General features: G+C 69.4%; 23 protein-coding genes. 11 read left to right on the top strand and 12 right to left on the bottom strand.

Going from position 1 to position 20,684, the window contains the following annotated elements:
- Window positions 1–296 precede the first annotated feature (296 nt).
- The 3 genes from IEZ13_RS17065 to IEZ13_RS17055 all read left to right on the top strand — a co-directional run bounded on the left by IEZ13_RS17065 (window position 297) and on the right by IEZ13_RS17055 (window position 2,052).
- Window positions 297–656 carry a hypothetical protein gene (locus IEZ13_RS17065; protein WP_183218665.1) on the top strand — a complete coding sequence of 120 codons (360 nt, stop codon included), beginning with the start codon at window positions 297–299 and terminating at the stop codon, window positions 654–656.
- 162 nt (window positions 657–818) lie between these two features.
- Window positions 819–1,757, top strand: coding sequence for a WXG100 family type VII secretion target (locus IEZ13_RS17060; RefSeq protein WP_183218664.1), 939 nt, complete (start codon window positions 819–821; stop codon window positions 1,755–1,757).
- Window positions 1,750–2,052, top strand: a complete 303-nt coding sequence (locus IEZ13_RS17055) for a hypothetical protein (protein ID WP_183218663.1) — start codon at window positions 1,750–1,752, stop codon at window positions 2,050–2,052. Before IEZ13_RS17060 ends, IEZ13_RS17055 begins: the two co-directional genes overlap by 8 nt.
- Here the strand turns inward: IEZ13_RS17055 and IEZ13_RS17050 are convergent.
- Window positions 2,018–2,380 (bottom strand): CU044_2847 family protein, encoded by a 363-nt coding sequence (locus IEZ13_RS17050; RefSeq protein WP_183218662.1) that lies wholly within the window; start codon window positions 2,378–2,380, stop codon window positions 2,018–2,020. The two genes, IEZ13_RS17055 and IEZ13_RS17050, sit on opposite strands and share 35 nt — an antisense overlap.
- Before the next feature lie 406 nt (window positions 2,381–2,786).
- Window positions 2,787–3,818 (bottom strand): hypothetical protein, encoded by a 1,032-nt coding sequence (locus tag IEZ13_RS17045; protein WP_183218661.1) that lies wholly within the window; start codon window positions 3,816–3,818, stop codon window positions 2,787–2,789.
- A 125-nt stretch (window positions 3,819–3,943) separates the two neighbouring features.
- Here IEZ13_RS17045 and IEZ13_RS17040 point away from each other — a divergent pair, with 125 nt between their 5' ends.
- Entirely contained in the window at window positions 3,944–4,180 is a 237-nt protein-coding gene (locus IEZ13_RS17040) for a hypothetical protein (protein WP_183218660.1), read from the top strand.
- An 11-nt stretch (window positions 4,181–4,191) separates the two neighbouring features.
- Here the strand turns inward: IEZ13_RS17040 and IEZ13_RS17035 are convergent, their stop codons facing one another.
- From IEZ13_RS17035 to IEZ13_RS17020, 4 genes are all read right to left on the bottom strand, one after another.
- Window positions 4,192–4,512, bottom strand: a complete 321-nt coding sequence (locus tag IEZ13_RS17035) for a hypothetical protein (RefSeq protein WP_183218659.1) — start codon at window positions 4,510–4,512, stop codon at window positions 4,192–4,194.
- A 51-nt stretch (window positions 4,513–4,563) separates the two neighbouring features.
- Entirely contained in the window at window positions 4,564–5,340 is a 777-nt protein-coding gene (locus IEZ13_RS17030; protein ID WP_189285746.1) for a GAF domain-containing protein, read from the bottom strand.
- A gap of 2 nt (window positions 5,341–5,342) precedes the next feature.
- On the bottom strand, window positions 5,343–5,636 hold the full coding sequence (locus IEZ13_RS17025) for a hypothetical protein (protein ID WP_183218657.1): 294 nt from the start codon (window positions 5,634–5,636) through the stop codon (window positions 5,343–5,345).
- A 615-nt stretch (window positions 5,637–6,251) separates the two neighbouring features.
- On the bottom strand, window positions 6,252–6,845 hold the full coding sequence (locus IEZ13_RS17020) for a GNAT family N-acetyltransferase (RefSeq protein WP_183218656.1): 594 nt from the start codon (window positions 6,843–6,845) through the stop codon (window positions 6,252–6,254).
- A gap of 338 nt (window positions 6,846–7,183) precedes the next feature.
- On the opposite strand from IEZ13_RS17020, the gene IEZ13_RS17015 reads away from it, so the two are divergent.
- The 7 genes from IEZ13_RS17015 (at window position 7,184) to IEZ13_RS16985 (ending at window position 15,926) form a co-directional block, all read left to right on the top strand.
- Entirely contained in the window at window positions 7,184–10,807 is a 3,624-nt protein-coding gene (locus tag IEZ13_RS17015; RefSeq protein WP_183218655.1) for a nitrate reductase subunit alpha, read from the top strand.
- On the top strand, window positions 10,807–12,303 hold the full coding sequence (gene narH, locus IEZ13_RS17010; RefSeq protein ID WP_183218654.1) for a nitrate reductase subunit beta: 1,497 nt from the start codon (window positions 10,807–10,809) through the stop codon (window positions 12,301–12,303). Before IEZ13_RS17015 ends, narH begins: the two co-directional genes overlap by 1 nt.
- Window positions 12,304–12,305: 2 nt before the next feature.
- On the top strand, window positions 12,306–12,917 hold the full coding sequence (narJ, locus tag IEZ13_RS17005; protein ID WP_183218653.1) for a nitrate reductase molybdenum cofactor assembly chaperone: 612 nt from the start codon (window positions 12,306–12,308) through the stop codon (window positions 12,915–12,917).
- Entirely contained in the window at window positions 12,914–13,717 is an 804-nt protein-coding gene (gene narI, locus IEZ13_RS17000) for a respiratory nitrate reductase subunit gamma (RefSeq protein WP_183218652.1), read from the top strand. The genes narJ and narI overlap by 4 nt, the downstream gene beginning before the upstream one ends.
- A complete protein-coding gene (locus IEZ13_RS16995) occupies window positions 13,714–14,034 on the top strand; it encodes a carboxymuconolactone decarboxylase family protein (protein ID WP_183218651.1) in 321 nt (106 codons plus the stop codon). The genes narI and IEZ13_RS16995 overlap by 4 nt, the downstream gene beginning before the upstream one ends.
- Window positions 14,031–14,618: a class I SAM-dependent methyltransferase gene (locus IEZ13_RS16990; RefSeq protein ID WP_183218650.1), complete on the top strand. Its 588-nt coding sequence runs from the start codon at window positions 14,031–14,033 to the stop codon at window positions 14,616–14,618. Before IEZ13_RS16995 ends, IEZ13_RS16990 begins: the two co-directional genes overlap by 4 nt.
- 114 nt (window positions 14,619–14,732) lie before the next feature.
- Window positions 14,733–15,926: an MFS transporter gene (locus tag IEZ13_RS16985; protein WP_203833700.1), complete on the top strand. Its 1,194-nt coding sequence runs from the start codon at window positions 14,733–14,735 to the stop codon at window positions 15,924–15,926.
- A 282-nt stretch (window positions 15,927–16,208) separates the two neighbouring features.
- Here IEZ13_RS16985 and IEZ13_RS16980 read toward each other — a convergent pair whose 3' ends face one another.
- The 6 genes from IEZ13_RS16980 to IEZ13_RS16955 all read right to left on the bottom strand — a co-directional run bounded on the left by IEZ13_RS16980 (window position 16,209) and on the right by IEZ13_RS16955 (window position 20,662).
- The gene (locus IEZ13_RS16980; RefSeq protein WP_183218649.1) at window positions 16,209–16,826 is read right to left on the bottom strand and encodes a DUF6518 family protein; all 618 of its coding nucleotides are present in this window, start codon (window positions 16,824–16,826) and stop codon (window positions 16,209–16,211) included.
- Window positions 16,827–16,927: 101 nt separating this feature from the next.
- Entirely contained in the window at window positions 16,928–17,545 is a 618-nt protein-coding gene (locus IEZ13_RS16975) for a 4Fe-4S single cluster domain-containing protein (protein WP_183218648.1), read from the bottom strand.
- Complete coding sequence (locus IEZ13_RS16970; RefSeq protein ID WP_183218647.1) at window positions 17,538–18,275, bottom strand: ComEA family DNA-binding protein; 738 nt, start codon at window positions 18,273–18,275, stop codon at window positions 17,538–17,540. Before IEZ13_RS16970 ends, IEZ13_RS16975 begins: the two co-directional genes overlap by 8 nt.
- A gap of 106 nt (window positions 18,276–18,381) precedes the next feature.
- Window positions 18,382–18,597 carry a DUF2997 domain-containing protein gene (locus IEZ13_RS16965; protein WP_183218646.1) on the bottom strand — a complete coding sequence of 72 codons (216 nt, stop codon included), beginning with the start codon at window positions 18,595–18,597 and terminating at the stop codon, window positions 18,382–18,384.
- Window positions 18,594–19,031, bottom strand: coding sequence for a hypothetical protein (locus IEZ13_RS16960; protein WP_183218645.1), 438 nt, complete (start codon window positions 19,029–19,031; stop codon window positions 18,594–18,596). Before IEZ13_RS16960 ends, IEZ13_RS16965 begins: the two co-directional genes overlap by 4 nt.
- A gap of 35 nt (window positions 19,032–19,066) precedes the next feature.
- Window positions 19,067–20,662, bottom strand: a complete 1,596-nt coding sequence (locus tag IEZ13_RS16955) for an AAA family ATPase (protein WP_229794747.1) — start codon at window positions 20,660–20,662, stop codon at window positions 19,067–19,069.
- Between the last annotated feature and the right edge of the window lie 22 nt (window positions 20,663–20,684).

The following is a 20,684-nucleotide window of genomic DNA, read 5'->3' as shown; positions in this document are numbered from 1 at the left end:
CGCCGGTTCCCGCAATCGCCTGCCATCGTCGAGCTCAATAGCGGCATCGATGGGGATGTTGACAGGAGATTTGATCCGGCCAGATATCGGCAGCTCGCGGAATCAAGATACCAACGCGTAACGTGGGAAAGGATTTCCTCGTGGCGCTGTGGCGCCGGGGCTGGACCCTGCCTGGCTGTCAACGGCCTAACGCCCTTCACGGCTCGTCGGTTCACCGGCAACCGAGGGTTCGCAGCTCATGCTAACCACGCCACGGGGGACAGTGATCAGGCTCATCGATCGCTACGGTCTCTGTCATGGCACAGAACAGCGGTCGGAAGAGGCGCGGCACGCCTGAGGAGCGGCATACGGCGGCAGCAAAGTATCAGGAGTCGGTGGGAAGACTCCAGCGGATCGCCTACTGGAACGTGCGATCGACTATCGCTGCTCTGTGCGTCTTCCTGGGCCTCGTCGCCGTGGTGTCCCTTTCACGAGGGCAGAGTGACGGCGCAAGACTGCTGCCTTCTCTGGCGAATGTGGTGGGCGGCGTCTGCGGTGTAGGTGTTTACCTCAGCCGCTCGCGCCCTCGGCTGAACCTCTGGCTTCTGCTGACAGCGGTCGCGTTCACCGCACTCGGGCTGGCAGGATTGGCGATCGTAGCTGGGAACAGCTCATGAGCGCCTTGAAGGTGGAACCGCAGGCGCTCATTTCTTACGCCGGCCAGCTGGGGCGAGCACGAGACGATTCCCGCGCTGTTAGTGACTACATCGTCAAAAACGCCACGGACGGGACTGGCGGGGGAGCTTTATGCCATCGCCGCTGAGGGAAACAAGCATGCCGTGGAGGTAATCCAGAACACCTTCAACGGGATAGCCTCGGTTCTGGACAGCGCGATGCCGGAGTTGCGGGCAGCCGCAGAGCACTACCGAAAAGAAACCTTGCAGGCAGCGATCGAACTCGACCGCACACTCCCGGAGAGCGGCGAGTACTGCCCAACAGCGATCGAGCACGAGATCGCCGTGTGCCCGCCCCTACCGTTCAGCGATTCTAGAATGCCGGAGCAGCACCTCAAGAAGCCGGACCTGGAGCCCGAAGGCCCCGTCAACAAGCTGGGATGGATGGACTACATCAGCCCCACCGCTTGGATGATGAAGGGTTTCGACATCATTCTTGGGTTTGACCCGGTTCAGGAAGTTCAGAACAAGCTCGTCGGCGACTGGGAGATGCTCGCCCAGATGCAGCAAGTCCTAACCAACGCGTCAACCGCCGTGCACGATCTCGCCTACAACATTCAGGCCGGGGCAACCGCACTGCACGGTGGCTACTGGGAAGGAAACGCCGGAGAGCAGGCCCATCGGTATTTCACCGACTTCGCTACGTCCGTCGACCAACTGCGGGCTCCACTGGCGAAGATGGGCGAGGAATACCGGACCATGGCCAACGCCGTGTGGGAGGCCGGTGACGCCATCGGCGGCCTGATCAAGGGTATCTGCGATGCCGCCATCATCGCGGGCGTGGCGGCCGCCGCCGGCACTGCCACGTCATTGACGGGTGGTGGAGCAGTGGTGGGGTATGGCGTCGCAGCCGCCGAGGCGGCCAACATGCTTGCGATGTGGGCGCAGGTCACGAAGTACCTCGCCTACGCGGACTCGGCAGTGAAAGGGTTCCGGTCACTGCTGGACAGCTCACTCAGCGACCTGGACGAGGTTGAACTCTCCGCTATCGGTGGCGGAGCCGGCTACGATCACCCGCTGGCCGGGGCAGGCGCCCATGTCTGACGAGATCCTCGACATCGCGCACGGCAATGTCCGCCTGGCCGCCGAGATCAGGGAGCTACTCAGGGCGTTGCTCGATCACCAGAACGGCAAGGTGCGCGAGATGGCTCGCGACGTGCTCGACGGCGCCTCGCTACGCCAGATGGCCGCAAGCAGCGTGTACGGCGACGAAATCGGCGCTGACATCGAGACGCTCTGGCAGAAGTACCAGGAGATGGCGCCGGAAGAACGGGCCGAACTCGAACAGGGCGGCCGTGATCGCATCAACCCTCGTCGTCGGCCGCAGGTAGGGGAGTGACGACAGCCTCGGTGGGGGCCTTGCCGGACCAGGTGAGAGCCACCTTGACCGTGGCCTTGCCGCCCGCCTCGGCCAGCATGCTGGTGATCTTGCCGGTCTTCACGGCCAGTTCGAGGCCGAATTCGATCTGCACCTGATCCGGCACCAGGTCGTCGATGGCGGCGCGCAGGCTGTGCGAGACGCCGCGGATGGTGTTGCGGAACTCGTCCACATCGACCTGGAGGACCTTGTTGACCGACGACACGTCGGACGGCCCGGAGCCCGCACTCTCCAGCCGGGCCCAGACGATCTCGCCGGTCGGCAACTGGATCTGGACGGGTCTGCTCATGAGGCCGGCCTCGCATCGCGGACAGTGATCACAATGGAATGGTCCGATCACGCTATCGCGCGTTCGAGCGCGTTGGGAAGCCATGCAATGGCGCTGGTGGGCACACTGCGGCCCGGCGCGGCAAGGCGTTCGCGCGGAGCGGGCGGGACGGCTGTCGTTGCGTTGTAGGGTGCTCCAGCCCGTACCGATAACGGTCACCGCATCACCCCGGGACGTGCTCCGCACCGCTCTGCGCATCGACGGTCCCGGGCGACCGAACTCCGCTCGACGTCTGGACCGCCGTCGCCGACCTGACCGCCCTGCTCGTCGAGGTCGAACGGCTCCACCGACTGCCGGCCTGGAGGTAGTGGCTGCCAAGACGAAACCGAGCCAGCCCCATGTCCGGTCAATGTCCAGGCTCGCCGCATCAGGCTCCGCCGACGCCGTTCGCCCACCACCAGCTCTTCATGAAGCCGTACTCCATGTCGCCCCAGAACCAGCCCCACTCGTTGAACCGGGTGACGTACTGGCCGATCTCGTCGAAGGCGATCTTAGCTGCCTTCCGGCGGCCGATCAGGCTGTAGTACACCGCCATCCACTGCCGCACCTGCGAGAGTTGCTGCGACGTCGGCGTCGCCGAACGGAACTTCGCGATCCATCCGTCGATGTCCCGTTGCACCTCCGGTCGGCGGAAGTACCTGCGGACTGCTCGCTGAGATTTCTTGCTGCGGTCGTCCCAGGCGAACTCGCGCATCGCGTACTCGAAGTGGGCGAATAGCGGCAGCAGCACTGTCTTGTGTCCGGGCGGCGCCGCGTCGGCTGCCGTCCGCGCGATGTCGAACATCAGCTCGTGCGAGCCATACCACTTCTCGCAGGTCAGCATGACGGCGACCTCGTGCATGTCGAAGTTGTGCTGGTCGCGGCGCCGGGCCTCGGAATAGACCTCGTTCAGCGAGCCGGCCCCGGCGGCGAAGCAGGACGACATCATTCTGATCAGCGGAGCCGGGTCCCGCGGATCGGACAGTTCGAGCGCCCGCTGACTGGCCTCCGCGGCCCTCTCCGACAGGACGTGGAAACTGTGGAACTGTTCCTTCGACGTGTTCGCGGCCGAAGCGTCTCCACGGGCCCGGCTGGCGCGCCCGGCAAGAACTTTCGCCCAGATCAGCGCCGCCGCCGGATGTGACGGCTCGGCCCGTACCCAGTCGTCGAACCACTTGGCGTCGTCCTCGGCCAGGCCGGCGAAGACCCCTAGCCGGTAGCCGCGCAGCGCCCAGTCGTCGCCTGCAGCCTCGATCGCCTGCTTGGCGGCGCGCCAGTCGCCGTCACGCAACAGCCGTGCTCGCGCCTCGCGCAGTACCTCATCCTTGATCATGAGCTGCACATCGGCGTCGAACTCGGGGATGGGCGGCAACGGCCCGCCGATGATGCGTCGGATCAGGTAGTGGACGTGAAAGAGCATTGCAAGATCATATGGGTGAGTTGCCCGCAGGACAGCTCTGCCCAGTCAGGCTGAGGCGATCACCCGGGGCGGAGGTTTAGCTTCCGCTGGCTCTCGCGCGTTTCCATCGGCGCACGCTGGTGCTGGTGTTTTCGGGCGACAACCGGGTTTTCGGGCACGTCCTGTTACCGTGCGCGCTGCAGTCCGGCTCGCAGACCGCCACCGACTTCAGCGTCGAGGTGCGCATTCTGCTCACCCTGCTCGCGGTGGCCAGCGCGGTGATCAGCGCCTGCCGTGGCGACGTGCGAGCCCGGCTCGCCTGGGCGGTGCTTACCGTTGGTATCGCCGGCGACCCGGCCACCGCGGTCAAGCGCGCGGGCTGACCTCGGTCCACTCAGCCGCGCCGGGGGCGGTCGGGGAACACCGCGGCGATCAGGCCGAGCACACTGGATCCGATCGTACCGGCCAGTGCGGCCGGGCCGGCCGGCAGAAGGAATGCCAGGAGCACGGCCGCCGCCGCCGCGATGAAGATCACCGCTTGCCGGACCCAGCGGGTCGGCTCGGCGGTCTCGGCGGCGGCGCTGGTCGTGGCCGGGGTGGCGTCGGTCGGTGGCAGAGGTTCGGGCGGCCTCAGTTCGGGAGCTTGGACCTGCCGCGGTCGGCCGGTTCGTCGTCCGTTCGGCGGCGGCGCCGCCGCGGAAAAGTCGTTGATCATGGCGTTCACTGCTCCTCGGTGCCAGGCGAATGATCGGGCGGGACGAACCCGTCACGGGCCGGGCAGGGAGCCTCCCGCCGCCGCCCGTACCTCGACCCGGCTCCGCCCGGCGGCGATGGCGGCCGCCACGAGTTGGGCGAACTCGAGGTCGGCGGTGGTCAGCGAATCGGGCACATCAGAGTCGATCATCAGGATGCCGTAGTTCACGCCGTCGTGGTGGACCGCGACCGAGATGACCGAGCGGTAGGCGCAGTTCAGGTACTGCTCGAAGTGGGTGCCGTCGGCCTTCGTCACATCGGGGAGCAGACGGGACTCGAAGGCCGCGGCCAGATCGTGGACGCTGCGGAAAGCCTGTTTCTCTGCCGCCGGGTCGAAGGTTTCGCGGGGCCGTAGGGTTCGCCGCCCGGCATAGGGTTGCTCCAACCGATAGATCGTGCCGTCCCATCGGTAGAACAGCGATCGCATTCTGGTGGATTCGTCCACCTGTTTGCCGGTCCGATCGACGAGCATCTGCAGCGCCTGGCGCCGAAGCCCCTGCTCGGCGTCAACCACGCCGGAATACGTGACCGCGGCGCTGACGCTCTTCAGGTTGTCCAGCATCGGTTGCAGCGCGGCGAACTGCTGCAGGGTGGCGTTCAGTCGGCGATTCGCCGAACCGGTACGCAGTTCGCGCCGGATGCCGAGCCAGGCTGTGCTACCCGTCGCCAGCGCGGCGATGCCGACCGCGATCCACTGGATGCCACCGCGCGTGTGACCTCCGGTGAACGTGGCGGCGAAGACCGCCATCGGTAGCACGACCGCGAGAGCCCGGCCCAGCTTCTCCGGCATCTTCACGAGATCACCTTTCCTATGACAGGGAGGCGGCTCAGCTCACACCCCAGACCGGCTAGTGCCTTTCCGAGCGGCCGTAGATCGATCGATGTAGTGCCTATCAGTCGGCCGGCGTCGAGTGCCCGGATGTCGACCTTGGGTCGACAGGCGTCCGCGAGGCACCCGCCGATGTCGAGCGTCCCGGAGGAAGCCTCGACCCGGCCGCATGGACTGCTGCCGACGACGATGTCGACGCCGGTGTCCACGGGCAGGCCGGTCACGGTCAGCCGGGTGCCGTTCAGGGTCAGCGTCACGGCCCCGGCCGGCGGCGGTGACGGGCTGTGCGAAGGCGTCGGCGGTGAGCCGGCGGAGACCGCGGGATCGGGTGACCGCTTCGGCGGTGGGGATGATGACTGCGAAGCGGTGGGACGGGCCGGCGACGCGCTCGTTGCGGGTGTCGCGGTGGCGGTCCTCGCCGCCGAAGCGTCAGGCGCACTGCTGCTCGCCCGGAACTCGTGGCCGTGCGGCTGTCGCTCCTGCCGGACGGTTCGCGTCGTGGCGACGGCCACGCCGGTCACCGCGCCGATGCCCAGCACCACGAGCGGCAACAACGCGACACGGACCTTCAGCGGCCAACGGCGGCGCAGCGTAGGCGGCGGCGTGGGCGGCGGTGGCGGCCATCCCCGCGGCCGCGGAATCTGTGTCGCTTCATGCGGCACGGTGCCACTCTCCAACGCCCAGCTGTTCGATTCTCTGCTCCCAGGAACGGGATCGAGCTCAGCGGGGTCACGCACCGGTTATCCGGTGGCGGCCATGGCGCACGAACGCCTGAAAGCCTTAAATCCGGCTAATAGGGCACTCTGGCCCGCTGCTTGGGGACGAGGACCGCGACCGGATCCGGTGATCGCGCGACCGGCGGCCTGGGGGTTTCAGGTTTTGAGGCCGAGATAGGTGAGCGGGCCGGGATCGGGGACCGGGAGCACCGCGAAGCCGAGCCGGTCGTAGAAGCCGCGCGCCTTCACGTTCGCGGTCACCATGCCGACGTGGACGCCGGGCGCGCCGACCGCACCGATGAAGGTTTCGATGAGACGGCGGCCGAGACCGCGGCCCTGATAGGGCGGCAGCAGGTCGATGTGCAGGTGGGCGGGAAAGCCGTCGAGGCCGGGCACCAGCATCCGTTCCGGATGGTGGTGCAGCCAGTGCATGTCCTGCTCGGGGGTGCGCGGCGGGGGCGGCGGCACCGGGTAGCGGTCGCCGAGCAGCGGAATCCACTCGTCCTGGTAACGCTCCGCGAACCGGGCGGTGTCCGACGTGCCGACCACGTAGCCGACCGCCTCCCCGCCGTCGTCGACGACGTAGGCCAGGTGCGGTTCCAGGTGGGCGTAGGGCGCGGCGAACAGGTCGCCCATCAGGTCGTCGGTCGAGTAGTGGCCGCGGGCGTCGCCGCCGGCGTCGGCGGTGCGGACACAGATGTCGTAGAGGGCGCGGCGGTCGCCGGGCCGGTAGGGGCGGATCTCTGGCACGCCCCGACGCTAGCCGATGGAAACGCTGCCACCGCAAGAGATCTCTCGTGGTTGAGGTCCGCGCTTTGCTTCGGCGGGGTTGGTGAGCGCACGACACTTGCGGTGTCGTGGTCGCCCACCCGGCCTGCGGCCCTGGTGGCCACTCACGCGGCGGCTACCGTGTTCGGCCACCGGCCCTGGCCGTTCATGGGGTCGATGAATACGCGGGACTCTGGCCCTGCGAGTCCGGGACCTTGGTCCCGGCCGTTGCGGGACCGGCGGCTCAGGTCAAGCGGGCTTCAGTCGGAAAGGGTGGGGGTGTGCCGGGCGACCGCCGGGCAGAACCACCACGAAGGACGATGACCGTGTCACTGGACCCCGGGACCGGCCCACTTCTGGGCGCGCGCCGCTTTCTGACCCGAGAGACGATCGGTGACCACGGGCGCACGTTGCACCAGGTCGACGGCAACGAGTGGGACTCGTTCTACCGCGACCGGTGGCGTTACGACAAGGTGGTGCGCTCCACCCACGGCGTCAACTGCACCGGCTCCTGCTCGTGGAACGTGTTCGTCAAGGACGGGCTGATCACCTGGGAGCACCAGGCCACCGACTATCCGACGACGGGACCGGACGCGCCCGACTACGAGCCGCGCGGCTGCCCTCGTGGGGCCTCCTTCTCCTGGTACGAGTACTCGCCGTCGCGTGTGCGTCACCCGTACCTCCGTGGTGTTCTGGCCGAGATGTTCCGGGAGGCGCGGCAGCGGCTGGGTGACCCGGTGGCCGCGTGGGCCGAGATCGTGGAGACGCCGCTGAAGGCGATGGCCTACAAGGGGCAGCGGGGGCGCGGCGGGTTCGTGCGGGCGTCCTGGGACGAGGCGATCGAGCTGATGGCGGCCGCGCACGTCTACACGGTGAAGACGTTCGGGCCGGACCGGGTGGTCGGGTTCTCGCCGATCCCGGCCATGTCGATGGCGTCGTTCGCGGCCGGCACCCGCTACCACGCGCTGCTCGGCGGCACCCTGTTGAGCTTCTACGACTGGTACGCCGACCTGCCGATCGCCTCCCCGCAGATCTGGGGCGACCAGACCGACGTGCCGGAGGCCGGCGACTGGTGGAACGCCACCTACCTGATGATGTGGGGTTCCAACATCCCGGTGACCCGTACGCCGGACGCGCACTTCCTGGCCGAGGCCCGCTACAAGGGCACCAAGGTGGTGGCGGTGTCGCCGGACTACGCCGACAACGTGAAGTTCGCCGACGACTGGCTGGCGCCGCACCCGGGCACCGACGGCGCGCTGGCCATGGCGATGGGTCACGTGGTCCTGACCGAGTTCTTCCGCGACCGGCAGGTGGACTACTTCACCGACTACGCCCGTAGTTTCACCGACCTGCCGTTCCTGGTGACGATCGTGGACGGTAAGGCGGACCGCTTCCTGACCGCCGCGGACCTGGGCCACACCGAAGGCGAGCACAAGACGGTGCTGGTCGACGCGAACACCGGTGAGCTGGTCGTCCCGAACGGCTCGCTGGGCTTCCGGTACGCCGAGCCCGGCCGCTGGAACCTCGACCTCGGGGACGTCGTCCCCTCCCTGGGACTGGTGTCCGACGACGTTGCCGAGGTCGAACTGGCCCGCTTCGACGTCGGCGACACCGAGGGCGGCTCGACGATCCGCCGCGGCGTCCCGGTCCGGCGCGTCGGCGATCATCTGGTCACCACCGTGTTCGACCTGGTCATGGCCCAGTACGGGGTGCGCCGCGGCGATCTGCCGGGTTCCTGGCCCACGGGATACGACGACGCCGAGTCGCCGAACACGCCGGCCTGGCAGGAGAAGATCACCGGGGTTCCGGCCCGGCTCGCCATCAAGATCGGCCGGGAGTTCGCCCGCAACGCGGAACGCAGCCGCGGCCGGTCGATGATCGTCCTCGGGGCCGGCGCGAACCAGTGGTTCCACTCCGACATGACCTACCGCGCGTTCATCTCGCTGGTCACGCTCACCGGCTGCCAGGGTGTCAACGGCGGCGGCTGGGCGCACTACGTCGGTCAGGAGAAGGCCCGCCCGGTCACCGGCCAGCAGCACATGAGCTTCGCCTTCGACTGGCAGCGGCCGATGCGGCACCAGGCGTCCACCCCGTTCTGGTACCTGCACACCGACCAGTGGCGTTACGAGCGGGTCCCGGCCGACGAGCTGGCGTCCCCACTGGGCACCGGGCGGTTCGCGGGGATGGCGTTCGCCGACACGGTGGCCGCCGCGCAGCGGATGGGATGGAGCCCGGGGCACCCGTTCTTCAACCGGAACCCGCTCGACCTCGCTGATCAGGCTGCGGCGGCGGGGGAGACCGTCCAGGATTACATTCTCAAGAACCTTGAGAACGGCACTTTGGGTACGGTCGCCGAGGACCCGGACGACCCGGCGAACTTCCCCCGTTGCCTGACCCTGTGGCGGGCCAACCTGCTCGGCTCGTCCGGCAAGGGCAACGAGTACTTCATGCGCCACCTGCTCGGCGTCTCCTCTTTGGAGACCGCGACCGAATGCGACCCGGAGAACCGGCCCCGTGACGTGACCTGGCGTGACGAGGCCCCGGTCGGCAAGCTCGACCTGCTCACCGCGATCGACTTCCGCATGACCAACACCGGCCTGCACGCCGACGTGGTCCTGCCGGCCGCCACCTGGTACGAGAAGCACGACATCTCGACCACCGACATGCACCCGTTCGTGCACGCGTTCAGCCCGGCCGTCGAGCCGCCCGCCGACGCGCACACCGACTACGACACGTTCCTGGCCCTGGCCGACAAGGTCAGCGAGCTGGCCGTCACCCACCTCGGCGTGCGCACGGACGTGCTCGCCGCCCCGTTGCAGCACGACACCCCGGACGAGCTGGCCATGCCCAGCGGCCGGGTCCGCGACTGGAAGTTCGGCGAGTGCTCGCCTCAGCCGGGCAAGACCATGCCGAAGCTGATCGAGATCGAGCGCGACTACACGCTGATCGGCAAGAAGATGCGTACGGTCGGCCCGCTCATGGAGAAACTCGGCACCACCACGAAGGCGATCACGGTCGACGTGAAGCCGGAGGTCGACTACCTGAAGCACCAGAACGGGGTGATCGACGGGCGGCCGTCGCTGGCCACCGCCGACCGGATGTGTGAGGCGATCCTCTCCTTCTCCGGCACCACCAACGGCCGGGTCGCGCACGCCGGCTTCCAGGAGCTGGAGAAGCGCACCGGCCAGCGGTTCACCGACCTGATCGAGGGCCACGAGAACGACCGGGTCACCTACTCCGAGACCCAGGAGGCGCCGCAGCCGGTCTTCACCAGCCCGGAGTGGTCCGGCTCGGAGAAGGGCGGCCGCCGCTACTCGCCGTTCACCATCAACGTCGAGCGGCTCAAGCCGTGGCACACCATCACCGGCCGCCAGCACTTCTTCGTCGAGCACGACTGGGTCGCCGAGCTGGGCGAGCAGCTGCCCGCCTTCCGGCCGCCGTTGAACATGGCCCGCCACTTCGGCAAGCCCGGCGACGCCGTCGACGGGGGAGTGACCGTCCGGTTCCTGACCCCGCACGCCAAGTGGTCGATCCACTCGATGTACCACGACAACGAGCTGATGCTGGCCCTGTCCCGCGGCGGCCCGGTCATCTGGATGAGCGTCCAGGACGCCGCCAAGATCGGGGTACGCGACAACGAGTGGATCGAGGCCCACAACCGCAACGGCCTGGTCGTGGCCCGTGCCGTGGTCAGCCACCGGATGCCCGAGGGCACCGTCTTCCAGTACCACTCGCCGGAGCGCACGGTGAACGTCCCCAAGGCCGAGAAGTCGAAGCGGCGCGGCGGCTACCACAACTCGATGACCCGGCTGCTGGTCAAGCCCACCCACCTGGCAGGCGGGCACGCCCAGCTCACCTACGCCTTCAACTACTACGGCCCGATCGGCAGCCAGCGCGACGAGATCACCGTGATCCGCCGCCGCACGCAGGAGGTGGAGTACTGATGCGCATCAGAGCGCAGGTCGCCATGGTGATGAACCTGGACAAGTGCATCGGCTGCCACACCTGCTCGGTCACGTGCAAGCAGACGTGGACCAACCGCGAGGGCACCGAGTACGTCTGGTTCAACAACGTCGAGACCAAGCCGGGCATCGGCTACCCGAAGCACTACGAGGACCAGGAACGCTGGAAGGGCGGCTGGAAGCTGGACGGAAAGGGCCGTCTGGTGCTCCGCTCCGGGGGCCGTCTTTCTCGCTTGGGAAAGATCTTCGCCAACCCGGACCTGCCGACCATCGACGACTACTACGAGCCGGCCACCTTCGACAAGGACATCCTGGTCAGCGCGCCGGGCGGGCTCACCGACACCCCGGTCAAGAAGCCCTGGTCCAAGCTGACCGGCGAACCCATGTCGATCGAGTGGGGCGCCAACTGGGAGGACTCCCTCGGCGGCGACACCATGGACCAGGACCCGAACCTGCGCGGCCTGGCCGACAAGGTCAAGTTCGAGTTCGAGAAGACCTTCATGTTCCACCTTCCGCGGATCTGCGAGCACTGCCTCAACCCGGCGTGCGTGTCGGCCTGCCCGTCCGGCGCCATGTACAAGCGCGAGGAGGACGGCATCGTCCTGGTCGACCAGGACCGCTGCCGCGGCTGGCGGATGTGCGTGTCGGCGTGCCCGTACAAGAAGGTCTACGTCAACCACGCCACCGGCAAGGCCGAGAAGTGCACGTTCTGCTTCCCGCGCATCGAGGCCGGTCAGCCCACCATCTGCTCGGAGACCTGCGTCGGCCGCCTCCGCTACCTCGGCATTCTCTGGTACGACGAGGACGCCGTCCTCGCCGCGGCGACCGTGCCCGAGGAGGAGCTGCTGGACGCCCAGCGCGGCGTCTTCCTCGACCCCTTCGACCCGGCCGTGCAGCAGGCCGCCCGCGACGCCGGCCACCCGGAGGAGTGGATCGAGGCGGCCATGGCCTCCCCGGTCTGGAAGCTGATCAGCGAGTACCGGATCGCCCTGCCGCTGCACCCGGAGTACCGCACCCTGCCGATGGTCTGGTACGTGCCGCCGCTGTCGCCGGTGCTGGACGCCGCGGGCGCCGCCGGCCGCGACGACACCGACGCCGACGACATCTTCCACACCATCGAGGACCTGCGGATCCCCGTCGAATACCTGGCGTCGCTGTTCACCGCCGGCGACACCGCGGTGGCCGGGGGAGTGCTGATGAAACTGGCCGCCATGCGCGCCTACATGCGGGCCCGCACCCTCGACGGCACCGTCGCGAACGAACTGCTCGACGGCATCGGCATGACCGCCGGCCAGGTCGAGGCCATGTACCGGCTGCTCGCCATCGCCAAATACGACGAGCGGTACGTCATCCCGGCCGCGCACGCCAAGACCGCGGCCGCGCTGGAGGACCTCGGCGGCTGCTCGCTCGACGGCGAGGGCGGCCCCGGCATGGGCGGCGGCCCGGTGCCGGTCATCCTCAGCACGCGGAGGCCCTGACCATGGACCGCTCACGGATCTTCCAGCTCACGTCACTGCTGCTCACCTACCCCGACGACGAACTGCTCGCGGCCGGCGGCGAACTGCGCGCCGCCGCGGCCGGCGTCGACGGCCTGGAACGCTTCGTCGACTGGCTGCTCACCACCAGCCCGATCGAGGTGCAGCGGCACTACGTGCAGACCTTCGACCTGCGCCGCCGCTCCGGGCTCTACCTCACCTACTACCTGCACGGCGACACCCGCAAACGGGGCATGGCCCTGCTCATGCTCAAACAGCGCTACCGGGCGCACGGGCTGCGGCTCGCCGACGGGGAACTGCCCGACCTGCTGCCGATCGTGCTCGAATTCGCGGCCACGGCCGGGCCCGGCGACGGCGAGGCCCCGCTGCGCCAGCACCGGCAGGGCATCGAACTGCTGCGGGCCGCACTGCACGAGACGCGTACGCCGTACGCCATGGTCCTTGATGTCGTCTGTGAGCTGTTGCCGCAGCTCACCGACGCGGACCGGGAAGCCCTCACCGCCCTGGCCTTCGACGGCCCGCCGGTCGAGACCGTCGGTCTCGACGCGGTGGGCATGGGCCCCAACCTCGCTCCCTACGCGGAGGTGTGCAGATGAGCACCCTTGTCTGGATCGTCGTCCCCTATTTCTGCATCGGCGTGTTCATCGGCGGCCACATCTGGCGGTGGCGACACGACCAGTTCGGCTGGACCACCCACACCAGCCAGATCCTGGAGAACCGGCTGCTGCGGCTCGGCTCCCCGCTGTTCCACCTGGGCGCCTTCGGGGTGATCGGCGGCCACGCGATGGGCCTGCTCGTCCCGGCCTCCCTGACCGAGGCCGTCGGCGTCTCCGAGCACACCTACCACCTGGTTTCCGTCACCGGCGGCGTGGCCACCGGGGTCATGCTGGTCGCCGGCCTGTCGCTGCTGATCGCCCGGCGGTTCGTCAGCGGCCGGATCCGGCGGGTCACCACGACCATGGACAAGGTTCTGTACGCGGCGCTCGCCGCCATGGTCGCGCTCGGGATGAGCGGCACCGTCGTGATCAACCTGTTCGGCGAGGGCTACGACTACCGGGAGACGCTGGCCGTCTGGTTCCGGCAGATCTTCTACCTCCAGCCCGACCCGTCACTGATGGCCGACGCGCCACTGGTGTTCCAGCTGCACGCCATCGGCGGGTTCCTGTTTCTGGCCATGTGGCCGTTCACCCGGCTCGTGCACGTCTGGTCGGCGCCGCTGGCCTACCTGTGGCGGCCGTACGTCGTCTACCGGGGCCGCCGCGGTCCCGCCCCCGCGCCGCAGCCCGCCCCGTCGGCCGTCCGGACCGTCTCCGCCGCCCGCCCGTCCGGTCGGCCGTCCGTCCGACCTGCCGTTCAGCCTTCCGATCAGCCCGATCGTCCTACCGTGAAAGCATGAGCGAGGACTACCTGCCCGGCATCTACCAGCAGTTTCTCGAGCGCTTCCCGGAGGTGGCCGAGGCGCAGGGCAACCTGGCCCGCACCATCCGGGAACGCAACCCGTTCGACGACCGTACCGATCGGTTGATCAAGCTGGCCATCGCGGTCGGCGCCGAAGCCGAGGGCGCGGTACGCTCCAACGTTCGCAAGGCACTACAGCACGGCGCGAGCCTCGACGAGGTCCGCGCCGTCGCGCTTGCCGCCGTCACCACCTGCGGCTTCCCCGCCGCGATCGCCGCCCTCGGCTGGATAGAAGAGGTAGCCACCGCGCCATGACCAGCACCGACAACCTCTGGCTGCAGAAGATCGCGGAGAACCCGGGCCACTCCCGGTGGTACATCGACCGGTTCCGCGAGATGGCGGCCCGCGGCGACGACCTGGCCGGCGAGGCCCGCATGATCGACGCCATGGTGCCGCGCGGCGCCCGGATCCTGGACGCCGGCTGCGGCACCGGCCGGGTCGGCGGGCACCTCGCCGCGTCCGGCCACGACGTCACCGGCGTCGACCTGGACCCGGAACTGATCGCCGAAGCGCAAGCGCAGCATCCCGGCCCCCGCTGGCAGGTCGGCGACCTCAGCGAACTCGACCTCCCGGACCGGTACGACGTGATCGTCTGCGCCGGCAACGTGATGACCTTCGCCGGCCCGTCCAGCCGGGTGGAGATCCTGCGCCGCTTCCGCGCCCACCTGGCCGACGGCGGCCGGGCCGTGATCGGCTTCGGGGCCGGGCGCGGCTACGAGTTCGACGAGTTCCTCGCCGACGCGGCCACCGCCGGCCTCACCCCCGATCTGCTGCTGGGCACCTGGGACCTCCGGCCCTTCGGCCCCGGCTCCGACTTCCTGGTCGCCGTGCTCCGCTGACCCACCGGGCCCGGGGAACAGGGCCCACTCCGAACGGGTCCAAGGTCCCTGTCCGCGGCGGTTACGGACCGGAAGTCTGAAGATGTCGGACCTCTCGGACAACGGAGTTAGATCATGAGCGCACCCCAGGCCCGCCCCCGCTCGGCAGGGCTGATGCTCGCCCTGGCGACGATCGGCTTCGCCGTCAACTTCTGGGCCTGGGCGCTGCTCAGCCCGCTCGCCACCAAGTTCCAGGCGGCGCTCGACCTCACCCCCTTCCAGCAGGCGCTGCTGGTGGCCGTACCGGTGGTGGTCGGCTCGGTCGGCCGGATCCCGGTCGGTGCGCTCACCGACCGCTACGGCGGCCGGATCATGTTCCCGCTGATCTCCCTGACCACCATCGTCCCGGTCCTCTACCTGGGACTGTTCGGCCACGACGCCCTCGTCTCGCTGCTGGTCGGCGGCTTCTTCCTGGGCATCGGCGGCACCGCCTTCGCGGTCGGCGTGCCGTTCGTCAACGCCTGGTTCCCGCCGTCCCGCCGGGGCTTCGCGGTCGGCGTCTTCGGCGTCGGCATGGGCGGCACCGCGATCAGCGCCCTCACCACCGTCAAGCTGGTCGACGCCAACGGCACCGCCACCCCGTTCGTCATCACCGCCGCCGTCCTGGCCGTCTACGCCGGCGTCTCCTGGCTGGTGCTGCGCGACGCCCCCAACCGGGTGGTCCCCACCACCTCCCTGGGCGCCCGCCTCGGCTCGGCCCTGCGCCTCCGCGTCACCTGGCAGGCCTCCGCCCTGTACGCGGTCGCCTTCGGCGGATACGTCGCCTTCTCGGTCTACCTGCCCGCCTACCTGAAGACCGCCTACGGCCTCACCCAGGCCGACGCCGCGAACCGGATGGCCGGCTTCGTCCTGCTGGCGGTCGTGATGCGCCCCGTCGGCGGCTGGCTCTCCGACCGGGTCGCCCCCAGCCGCGTCCTGGCGGTCTCCCTGGGCGTCGTCGTGGCCGGCGCGATCGTGCAGGCCTTCACCCCCGGCCTGGCCCCGCTCGGCACCATCGCCTTCCTGACCATGGCCGCCGCCCTCGGCGCCGGCTCCGGCGCCACCTTCGCCCTGGTCGCCCAGCTGGCCCCGGCCAACCAGGTCGGCGCGGTGACCGGCATCGTCGGCGCCGCCGGCGGCCTCGGCGGCTTCATCCCGCCGCTGCTCATGGGCGCCATCTACGGCCACTTCCAGTCGTACGCCCTCGGCCTGGCCATGCTCGGGGTGGTCGCCCTGGCCGCCCTCCTCCTCGACGTCCTGTCGGTAGGCCGCCGCCCCGTCCCCGCCTGACACACCCACCCCCGACGGTCCGCCACCTGCTTCTCGCGGTGGCGGGCCGTTTTCGTGGTGGCTCGAACCGGGTGCCTGCCGGGCAGGTACACCCTCACATGTGGACGATGAGAGGGGACTCGATGGAGCAGACGGACACGGTGAGCCCCCGGCGGGTTCTCGTGGAGCGGGTCACCTGGCTCTACGCCTGGGCGGTGACGCCCGCCGCGTTCACCGGCTTGTAAGGAGAGCGGGCCGCGGCAACGTGGTGTTACGGGGTTTCATGGACCGCTGCGCCGTCGGTCAGCGGAATCCGCTCGCGAAGAGCAGCACGCCTCCGGCCGCGGTCAGCGGCACCGCGCACGCCAGGACCTGCGCGCGTACCCGCCAGGCCGGGACGACGACGAGGGTGATCCCGAGCGCCGCCGCCACCAGGACCCCGACGTAGCCGAGGGTCTCCGAGAGCACGACGCCGGGATCGCCGATACGGAACAGTTGGAGGACGGCCTCGGCGAACAGGACCGCGGCGGGCAGCGCGAGCGCCGGAATCCGCCGGCGCGAGGGGGTACGGGCGATGCCGCCGCCCGCGCCGAACACGGCACCGGCGACCACACCGAGCGACATCCACAGCAACGAGTAGGACGAGTAGACGTTGGCCCAGTCGTCGTTCTGGATCAGAGCCGCCGCCACGTAGTAACTCGGCACGGCCACGACGAGGAAGACCACCGCACCGACGGTGGCGCGCGGCAGACTCCAGCGAGAGTGGAACGTGAGCAGGAAGGCGGCCACGGCCCAGACGGCGATCGAGTTCCCGAGCCCGCCGAACGGGAACGGTACGTACTTGATCCAGACGAAGTCGAGGAACCCCAAGAGGAAACCCGCGACCGGAGCCGTAGTCCCCACGCCGTGGCTGATCTTCATGGCGCCGACCATAGGCGGGCCGGCGCCTGGTGGGGATCTGTCCCCAGCACGATTTCGGAGCAGCCGACTCGGCCGAAAGGTAGAGCAGTAAGCCGACCGGGTCAGCGGCCTGACGGGCGGGCGCGGCCGGCGGGGAGGCCGGCCAGCAAGGCGTCGAGGGTGTCGGAGTCGGCCCAGCCGTTGACGGCGATGTCGCCGGCCGCCGAGACGGTCACCTCGATGCGGTCCGGCCCGGTCACGTCGGCGAGACGGTCGGTCAGGTGGAGGAACTCCTGGTTGGTGGAGCCCACCCACGGCCGCTCGTGATCGATCAGGTCCTGCCGGAACGGGCCCGCGACCAGGAGATCGGTCGCGCTGAGCAGGGCGGCCACGCCTTTGTCCGCCGAGGAGCGGAGGTACGCGTACTCGTACCCCGTGAACGTCATGACGGTGAGCCCGGCCCGCCGCACCCCGGCCGCCACCGCCGCCAAGCCCGCGGCCTGCTCGAACGGCTCCCCGCCCAGCAGGGTCACGCCGGAGGTGCCGGCCGCCACGACCCGGTCGACCAGGCTCTCCGGTGTGGTGGGCGTGCCGCCGCGCGTACCGAAGAGGTGTGGGTTGAAACAGCCGGCGCACCGGATGGAGCAACCCTGCACCCAGATCGCGCTCCGCTCGCCGGGCCCCTCGGCGGTGGTCCGCTCAAGGAAGCGGGCCACCCGCACGAGCGGCTGGTCAGACATCGACGATGCGCCCGAACGGCTGATCGTGGTCCTGCTGCGGCGTCACCGGCGGAGGGGCGCAGGTCAACCGGCCGCGGACGGCGACGAACTCGTGCGGGGCCAGTGACGCGGCGGCCGCGAACTCGGTCAGCGACACGAAGCCGCCCCGCGAGTCGCGGGAGGACACCGCTTGGGCGGCCCGCTCCGGACCGACGCCCGGCAGCTCGGCGAGCTGCTCCAGGGTGGCGCTGTTGACGTCCAGCGGGACGTCCGGCGGCGTCGGCGCAACAGTGGCGCTGTCGACGTTCATCGGGACACTCGGTGGCGTCGGCGGAACAGCGGTGGTGACGCCCAGCGGCTCGCGCGGAGCGGGTGGCGGGGGAGCGGCGTTTGCCGGTGGCTGGGTGCCGTAGTACTGCTGTGGCGGCGGCACGAGGCCCTGCACCTCGGGTGGCAACGGCGCCGGGGCGGGCGCACCGGCCCACGGCGCGGCGGGCTGCTGCGCATACCAGGGCTGATACCCCGCCCGCCATCGCAGCCACTGGTTGTTGATCACCAGCGCGTGGACGATCGAGGCCAGCCAGACGATCAATGCGAGGGTGAAGGCGAGGTACGACGCCAGCGCCTCCGGCGGCACGGACGAACCCCAGATACCGGCCGAGATGCTGAGGAGGCTGTAGACGACGCCGGCGATCGACCAGTTCAGCCGACGGGCGCGGATCCCGACGTAGAGAAATCCCGCGCCGCTCAAACACCCGCAACTGAGGATCGGCAGAAGAACCCAGGCGCTGTGGCCGAGCCGCCACGAGAGCCGCGCCGGGCCTTGCGGCTTCGGCGATGGTGGTGGGAAGCCCTGGCTAGGCGGGGTCCACGTCACGGTTCACCTGCTGTTCCTGTGCGGTGTGGTGCTGGCGCGTGTAGTCGTCGGTGAAGGCGCTGGACTGTACCCTGCCGCCGACCAGGTCCTCGAGGACGGCGATGTAGTCGAGGCACCGGTCACCGAGGATGTCGAGCGTCTCGGCACTGACCGTGCCGTCGCCGTTGACCGTGACGATGATCCGTGGCTTACTCATGCCCGCTCCACCTCGAAGACCAGCCGGACGGCGTCATTCGTGACCGATTCGGACTCCAGCCGGAGCCCGGCCGCCGGCGCCTGGTCGCGCAGCCGCTCCAGAACCGCCCGCTGCACCCGGCGCCCGTAGGCCTCGTCGACCGCGGTGACCAGCTCGACCGCCCGGTCTCGCTGAATTCCGGTGAAGTGCGCGCCCCAGATGCCCTCGGCGTCCCGGGTGAACGTGGCGGACGCCTTCGTCTCACCCCAGACGGCGGTCAGCGTCTCGCCGGACGTGACGACGGTGGCGCCGGTGTCGCGCAGCGCCTCGCCCAGCAGGGTGACGTCGCGCATCCGGGTCCGGACGTCGCAGACGCCGTCGGACTTCCCGGCGCGAGCCTGGACGGCGGCCACGCCGGCCATCGCCAACGGCACCAACAGCAGTGACACGCTCACGAGAACCCCCCGTTCATCGCTGGTGTGCGGACACCCTACCGCCCCGGCGCTCCCGGGCGGTCGGTCAGATCCCAGTCATCGGTGCTGGTCGCGGACACGGCACGGTTGCGGGCCCAGGCGCGCAGACCGTCGATCCGCTCGGCCTGGGTCACGCTGAGCGGGACGATGCTCATCACGGCGCGCACCAGATCGTCCCGGCTCAATGGCCGGCGCTCGGAGAACGCGTCGAACAGCGCGACCGTGACGGCCTGCTCGATCTCGGCGCCGGAGTAGCCGGTGGTCAGCCCGGCCAGCTCGCCCAGCAGCTCCGCGCCGACCGGCAGCTCGCCCGCCACCCGGGGATGGCGCAGCGCCCGCAGCAGGTGCACCCGCCACACATCCACCCGTTCCGTGCGGCTCGGCAGGTCGACGAAGAACGTCTCGTCGAACCGGCCCTTGCGCAGCAGCTCGGGTGGCAGCCCGTCGAAGTCGTTGGCGGTCGCGATCACGAACACCGGCCGGCTCTTCTCCTGCATCCAGGTGAGGAAGGTGCCGAAGACGCGGGCGCCGGTGCCGGAGTCACCGCTCCCGCCGGCGAAACCCTTCTCGATCTCGTCGACCCACAGCACACACGGGGCGACGGCCTCGGCGATCCGCAGCGCGGTCCGCATGTTGTGCTCACTGGACCCGACCAGCCCGGAGAACACCCGGCCGATGTCGAAGCGCAGCAGCGGCAGGCCCCACACCGTCGACATGGCCTTGGCGGTGAGCGACTTGCCGCAGCCCGGCACGCCGGTGATCAGGACGCCGCGTGGGGCGGGCAGGCCGTACTCGGCGGCTTCGGGCAGCCACGATCCGTTGCGTTTGACCAGCCAGGACTTGAGATTGCCGAGCCCGCCGACGTCGTCGAGCACGGTGCCGGTGGTGATGAATTCCAGAACACCCGATTTCCGGACGGTCTGGCGCTTCTCGTCGTGCACGATGTCGACGTCGCCGAGGTCCAGCACCGCGTCGTTGGCCATCGCCCGCGCGTACGCGTTCTCCGCCTCCTGCATGGTGAGCCCGGCCGCCGCCGCGACGAACCGCTCCCGCCCCACCTCGTCGAGATCCACCCGCAGCCGCCCGCTCCCGCTGTTCGACCGGATCATCGCGTCCAGCAGCGCCCCGCGCTCCGCCTCGCCCGGCAGTGGGAAGTCGACGATCGTGATGTCCTTGGCCAGCTCGGTCGGCAGGCTCAGCACCGGCGACATCAGCACCAGCGTCCGCGGGTGCTGGCCGGTCCGGAAGGCGTGCGCGATGTCCCGCAGCATCCGCACCACCTCCATGTTCTGCGGATACTGTCCGTCCACGGTGAGCGGATGCAGGTCACGGAAGACGAACACGCCCGGCTCCTCGATCCGGTGCACAATCTTGAGCGCGTCCATCACCCGCCCGGTGTTCGACCGGACCTCCCCGTCCGGCTGGATCAGCCCGCCGGTTATCGTCCACGACCAGACCGGGCGCGGCACCCGCACCAGCTCCGGGTTCTCCGCGATCAGCGAGATCTTGTGCATTGCGCGCTGTTCCTCATGCGTCTCCAGGTAGAGCACCGGAAACCGGGCCTTGAGCAGCTGCGCGAACGTCTCCGGGAACGACCTCTTCACCGCGCTCACGTCAGCTCCACCCCGATATGGT

This window comes from Actinoplanes campanulatus (genome assembly GCF_014647795.1).
Taxonomy (GTDB): Bacteria; Actinomycetota; Actinomycetes; order Mycobacteriales; family Micromonosporaceae; genus Actinoplanes; species Actinoplanes campanulatus.
Note: the sequence above shows the minus strand (reverse complement) of the source record. Positions and strands in the feature narration are given on the sequence as shown.

Coding starts and splice junctions, on each gene's coding strand:
- IEZ13_RS17065 (WP_183218665.1), top strand. CDS start 297: ATGGCACAGAACAGCGGTCGGAAGAGGCGCGGCACGCCTGAGGAGCGG.
- IEZ13_RS17055 (WP_183218663.1), top strand. CDS start 1,750: ATGTCTGACGAGATCCTCGACATCGCGCACGGCAATGTCCGCCTGGCC.
- IEZ13_RS17050 (WP_183218662.1), bottom strand. CDS start 2,380: ATGAGCAGACCCGTCCAGATCCAGTTGCCGACCGGCGAGATCGTCTGG.
- IEZ13_RS17045 (WP_183218661.1), bottom strand. CDS start 3,818: ATGCTCTTTCACGTCCACTACCTGATCCGACGCATCATCGGCGGGCCG.
- IEZ13_RS17035 (WP_183218659.1), bottom strand. CDS start 4,512: ATGATCAACGACTTTTCCGCGGCGGCGCCGCCGCCGAACGGACGACGA.
- IEZ13_RS17030 (WP_189285746.1), bottom strand. CDS start 5,340: ATGCCGGAGAAGCTGGGCCGGGCTCTCGCGGTCGTGCTACCGATGGCG.
- IEZ13_RS17015 (WP_183218655.1), top strand. CDS start 7,184: ATGACCGTGTCACTGGACCCCGGGACCGGCCCACTTCTGGGCGCGCGC.
- narH (WP_183218654.1), top strand. CDS start 10,807: ATGCGCATCAGAGCGCAGGTCGCCATGGTGATGAACCTGGACAAGTGC.
- narJ (WP_183218653.1), top strand. CDS start 12,306: ATGGACCGCTCACGGATCTTCCAGCTCACGTCACTGCTGCTCACCTAC.
- narI (WP_183218652.1), top strand. CDS start 12,914: ATGAGCACCCTTGTCTGGATCGTCGTCCCCTATTTCTGCATCGGCGTG.
- IEZ13_RS16995 (WP_183218651.1), top strand. CDS start 13,714: ATGAGCGAGGACTACCTGCCCGGCATCTACCAGCAGTTTCTCGAGCGC.
- IEZ13_RS16990 (WP_183218650.1), top strand. CDS start 14,031: ATGACCAGCACCGACAACCTCTGGCTGCAGAAGATCGCGGAGAACCCG.
- IEZ13_RS16985 (WP_203833700.1), top strand. CDS start 14,733: ATGAGCGCACCCCAGGCCCGCCCCCGCTCGGCAGGGCTGATGCTCGCC.
- IEZ13_RS16980 (WP_183218649.1), bottom strand. CDS start 16,826: ATGAAGATCAGCCACGGCGTGGGGACTACGGCTCCGGTCGCGGGTTTC.
- IEZ13_RS16975 (WP_183218648.1), bottom strand. CDS start 17,545: ATGTCTGACCAGCCGCTCGTGCGGGTGGCCCGCTTCCTTGAGCGGACC.
- IEZ13_RS16965 (WP_183218646.1), bottom strand. CDS start 18,597: ATGAGTAAGCCACGGATCATCGTCACGGTCAACGGCGACGGCACGGTC.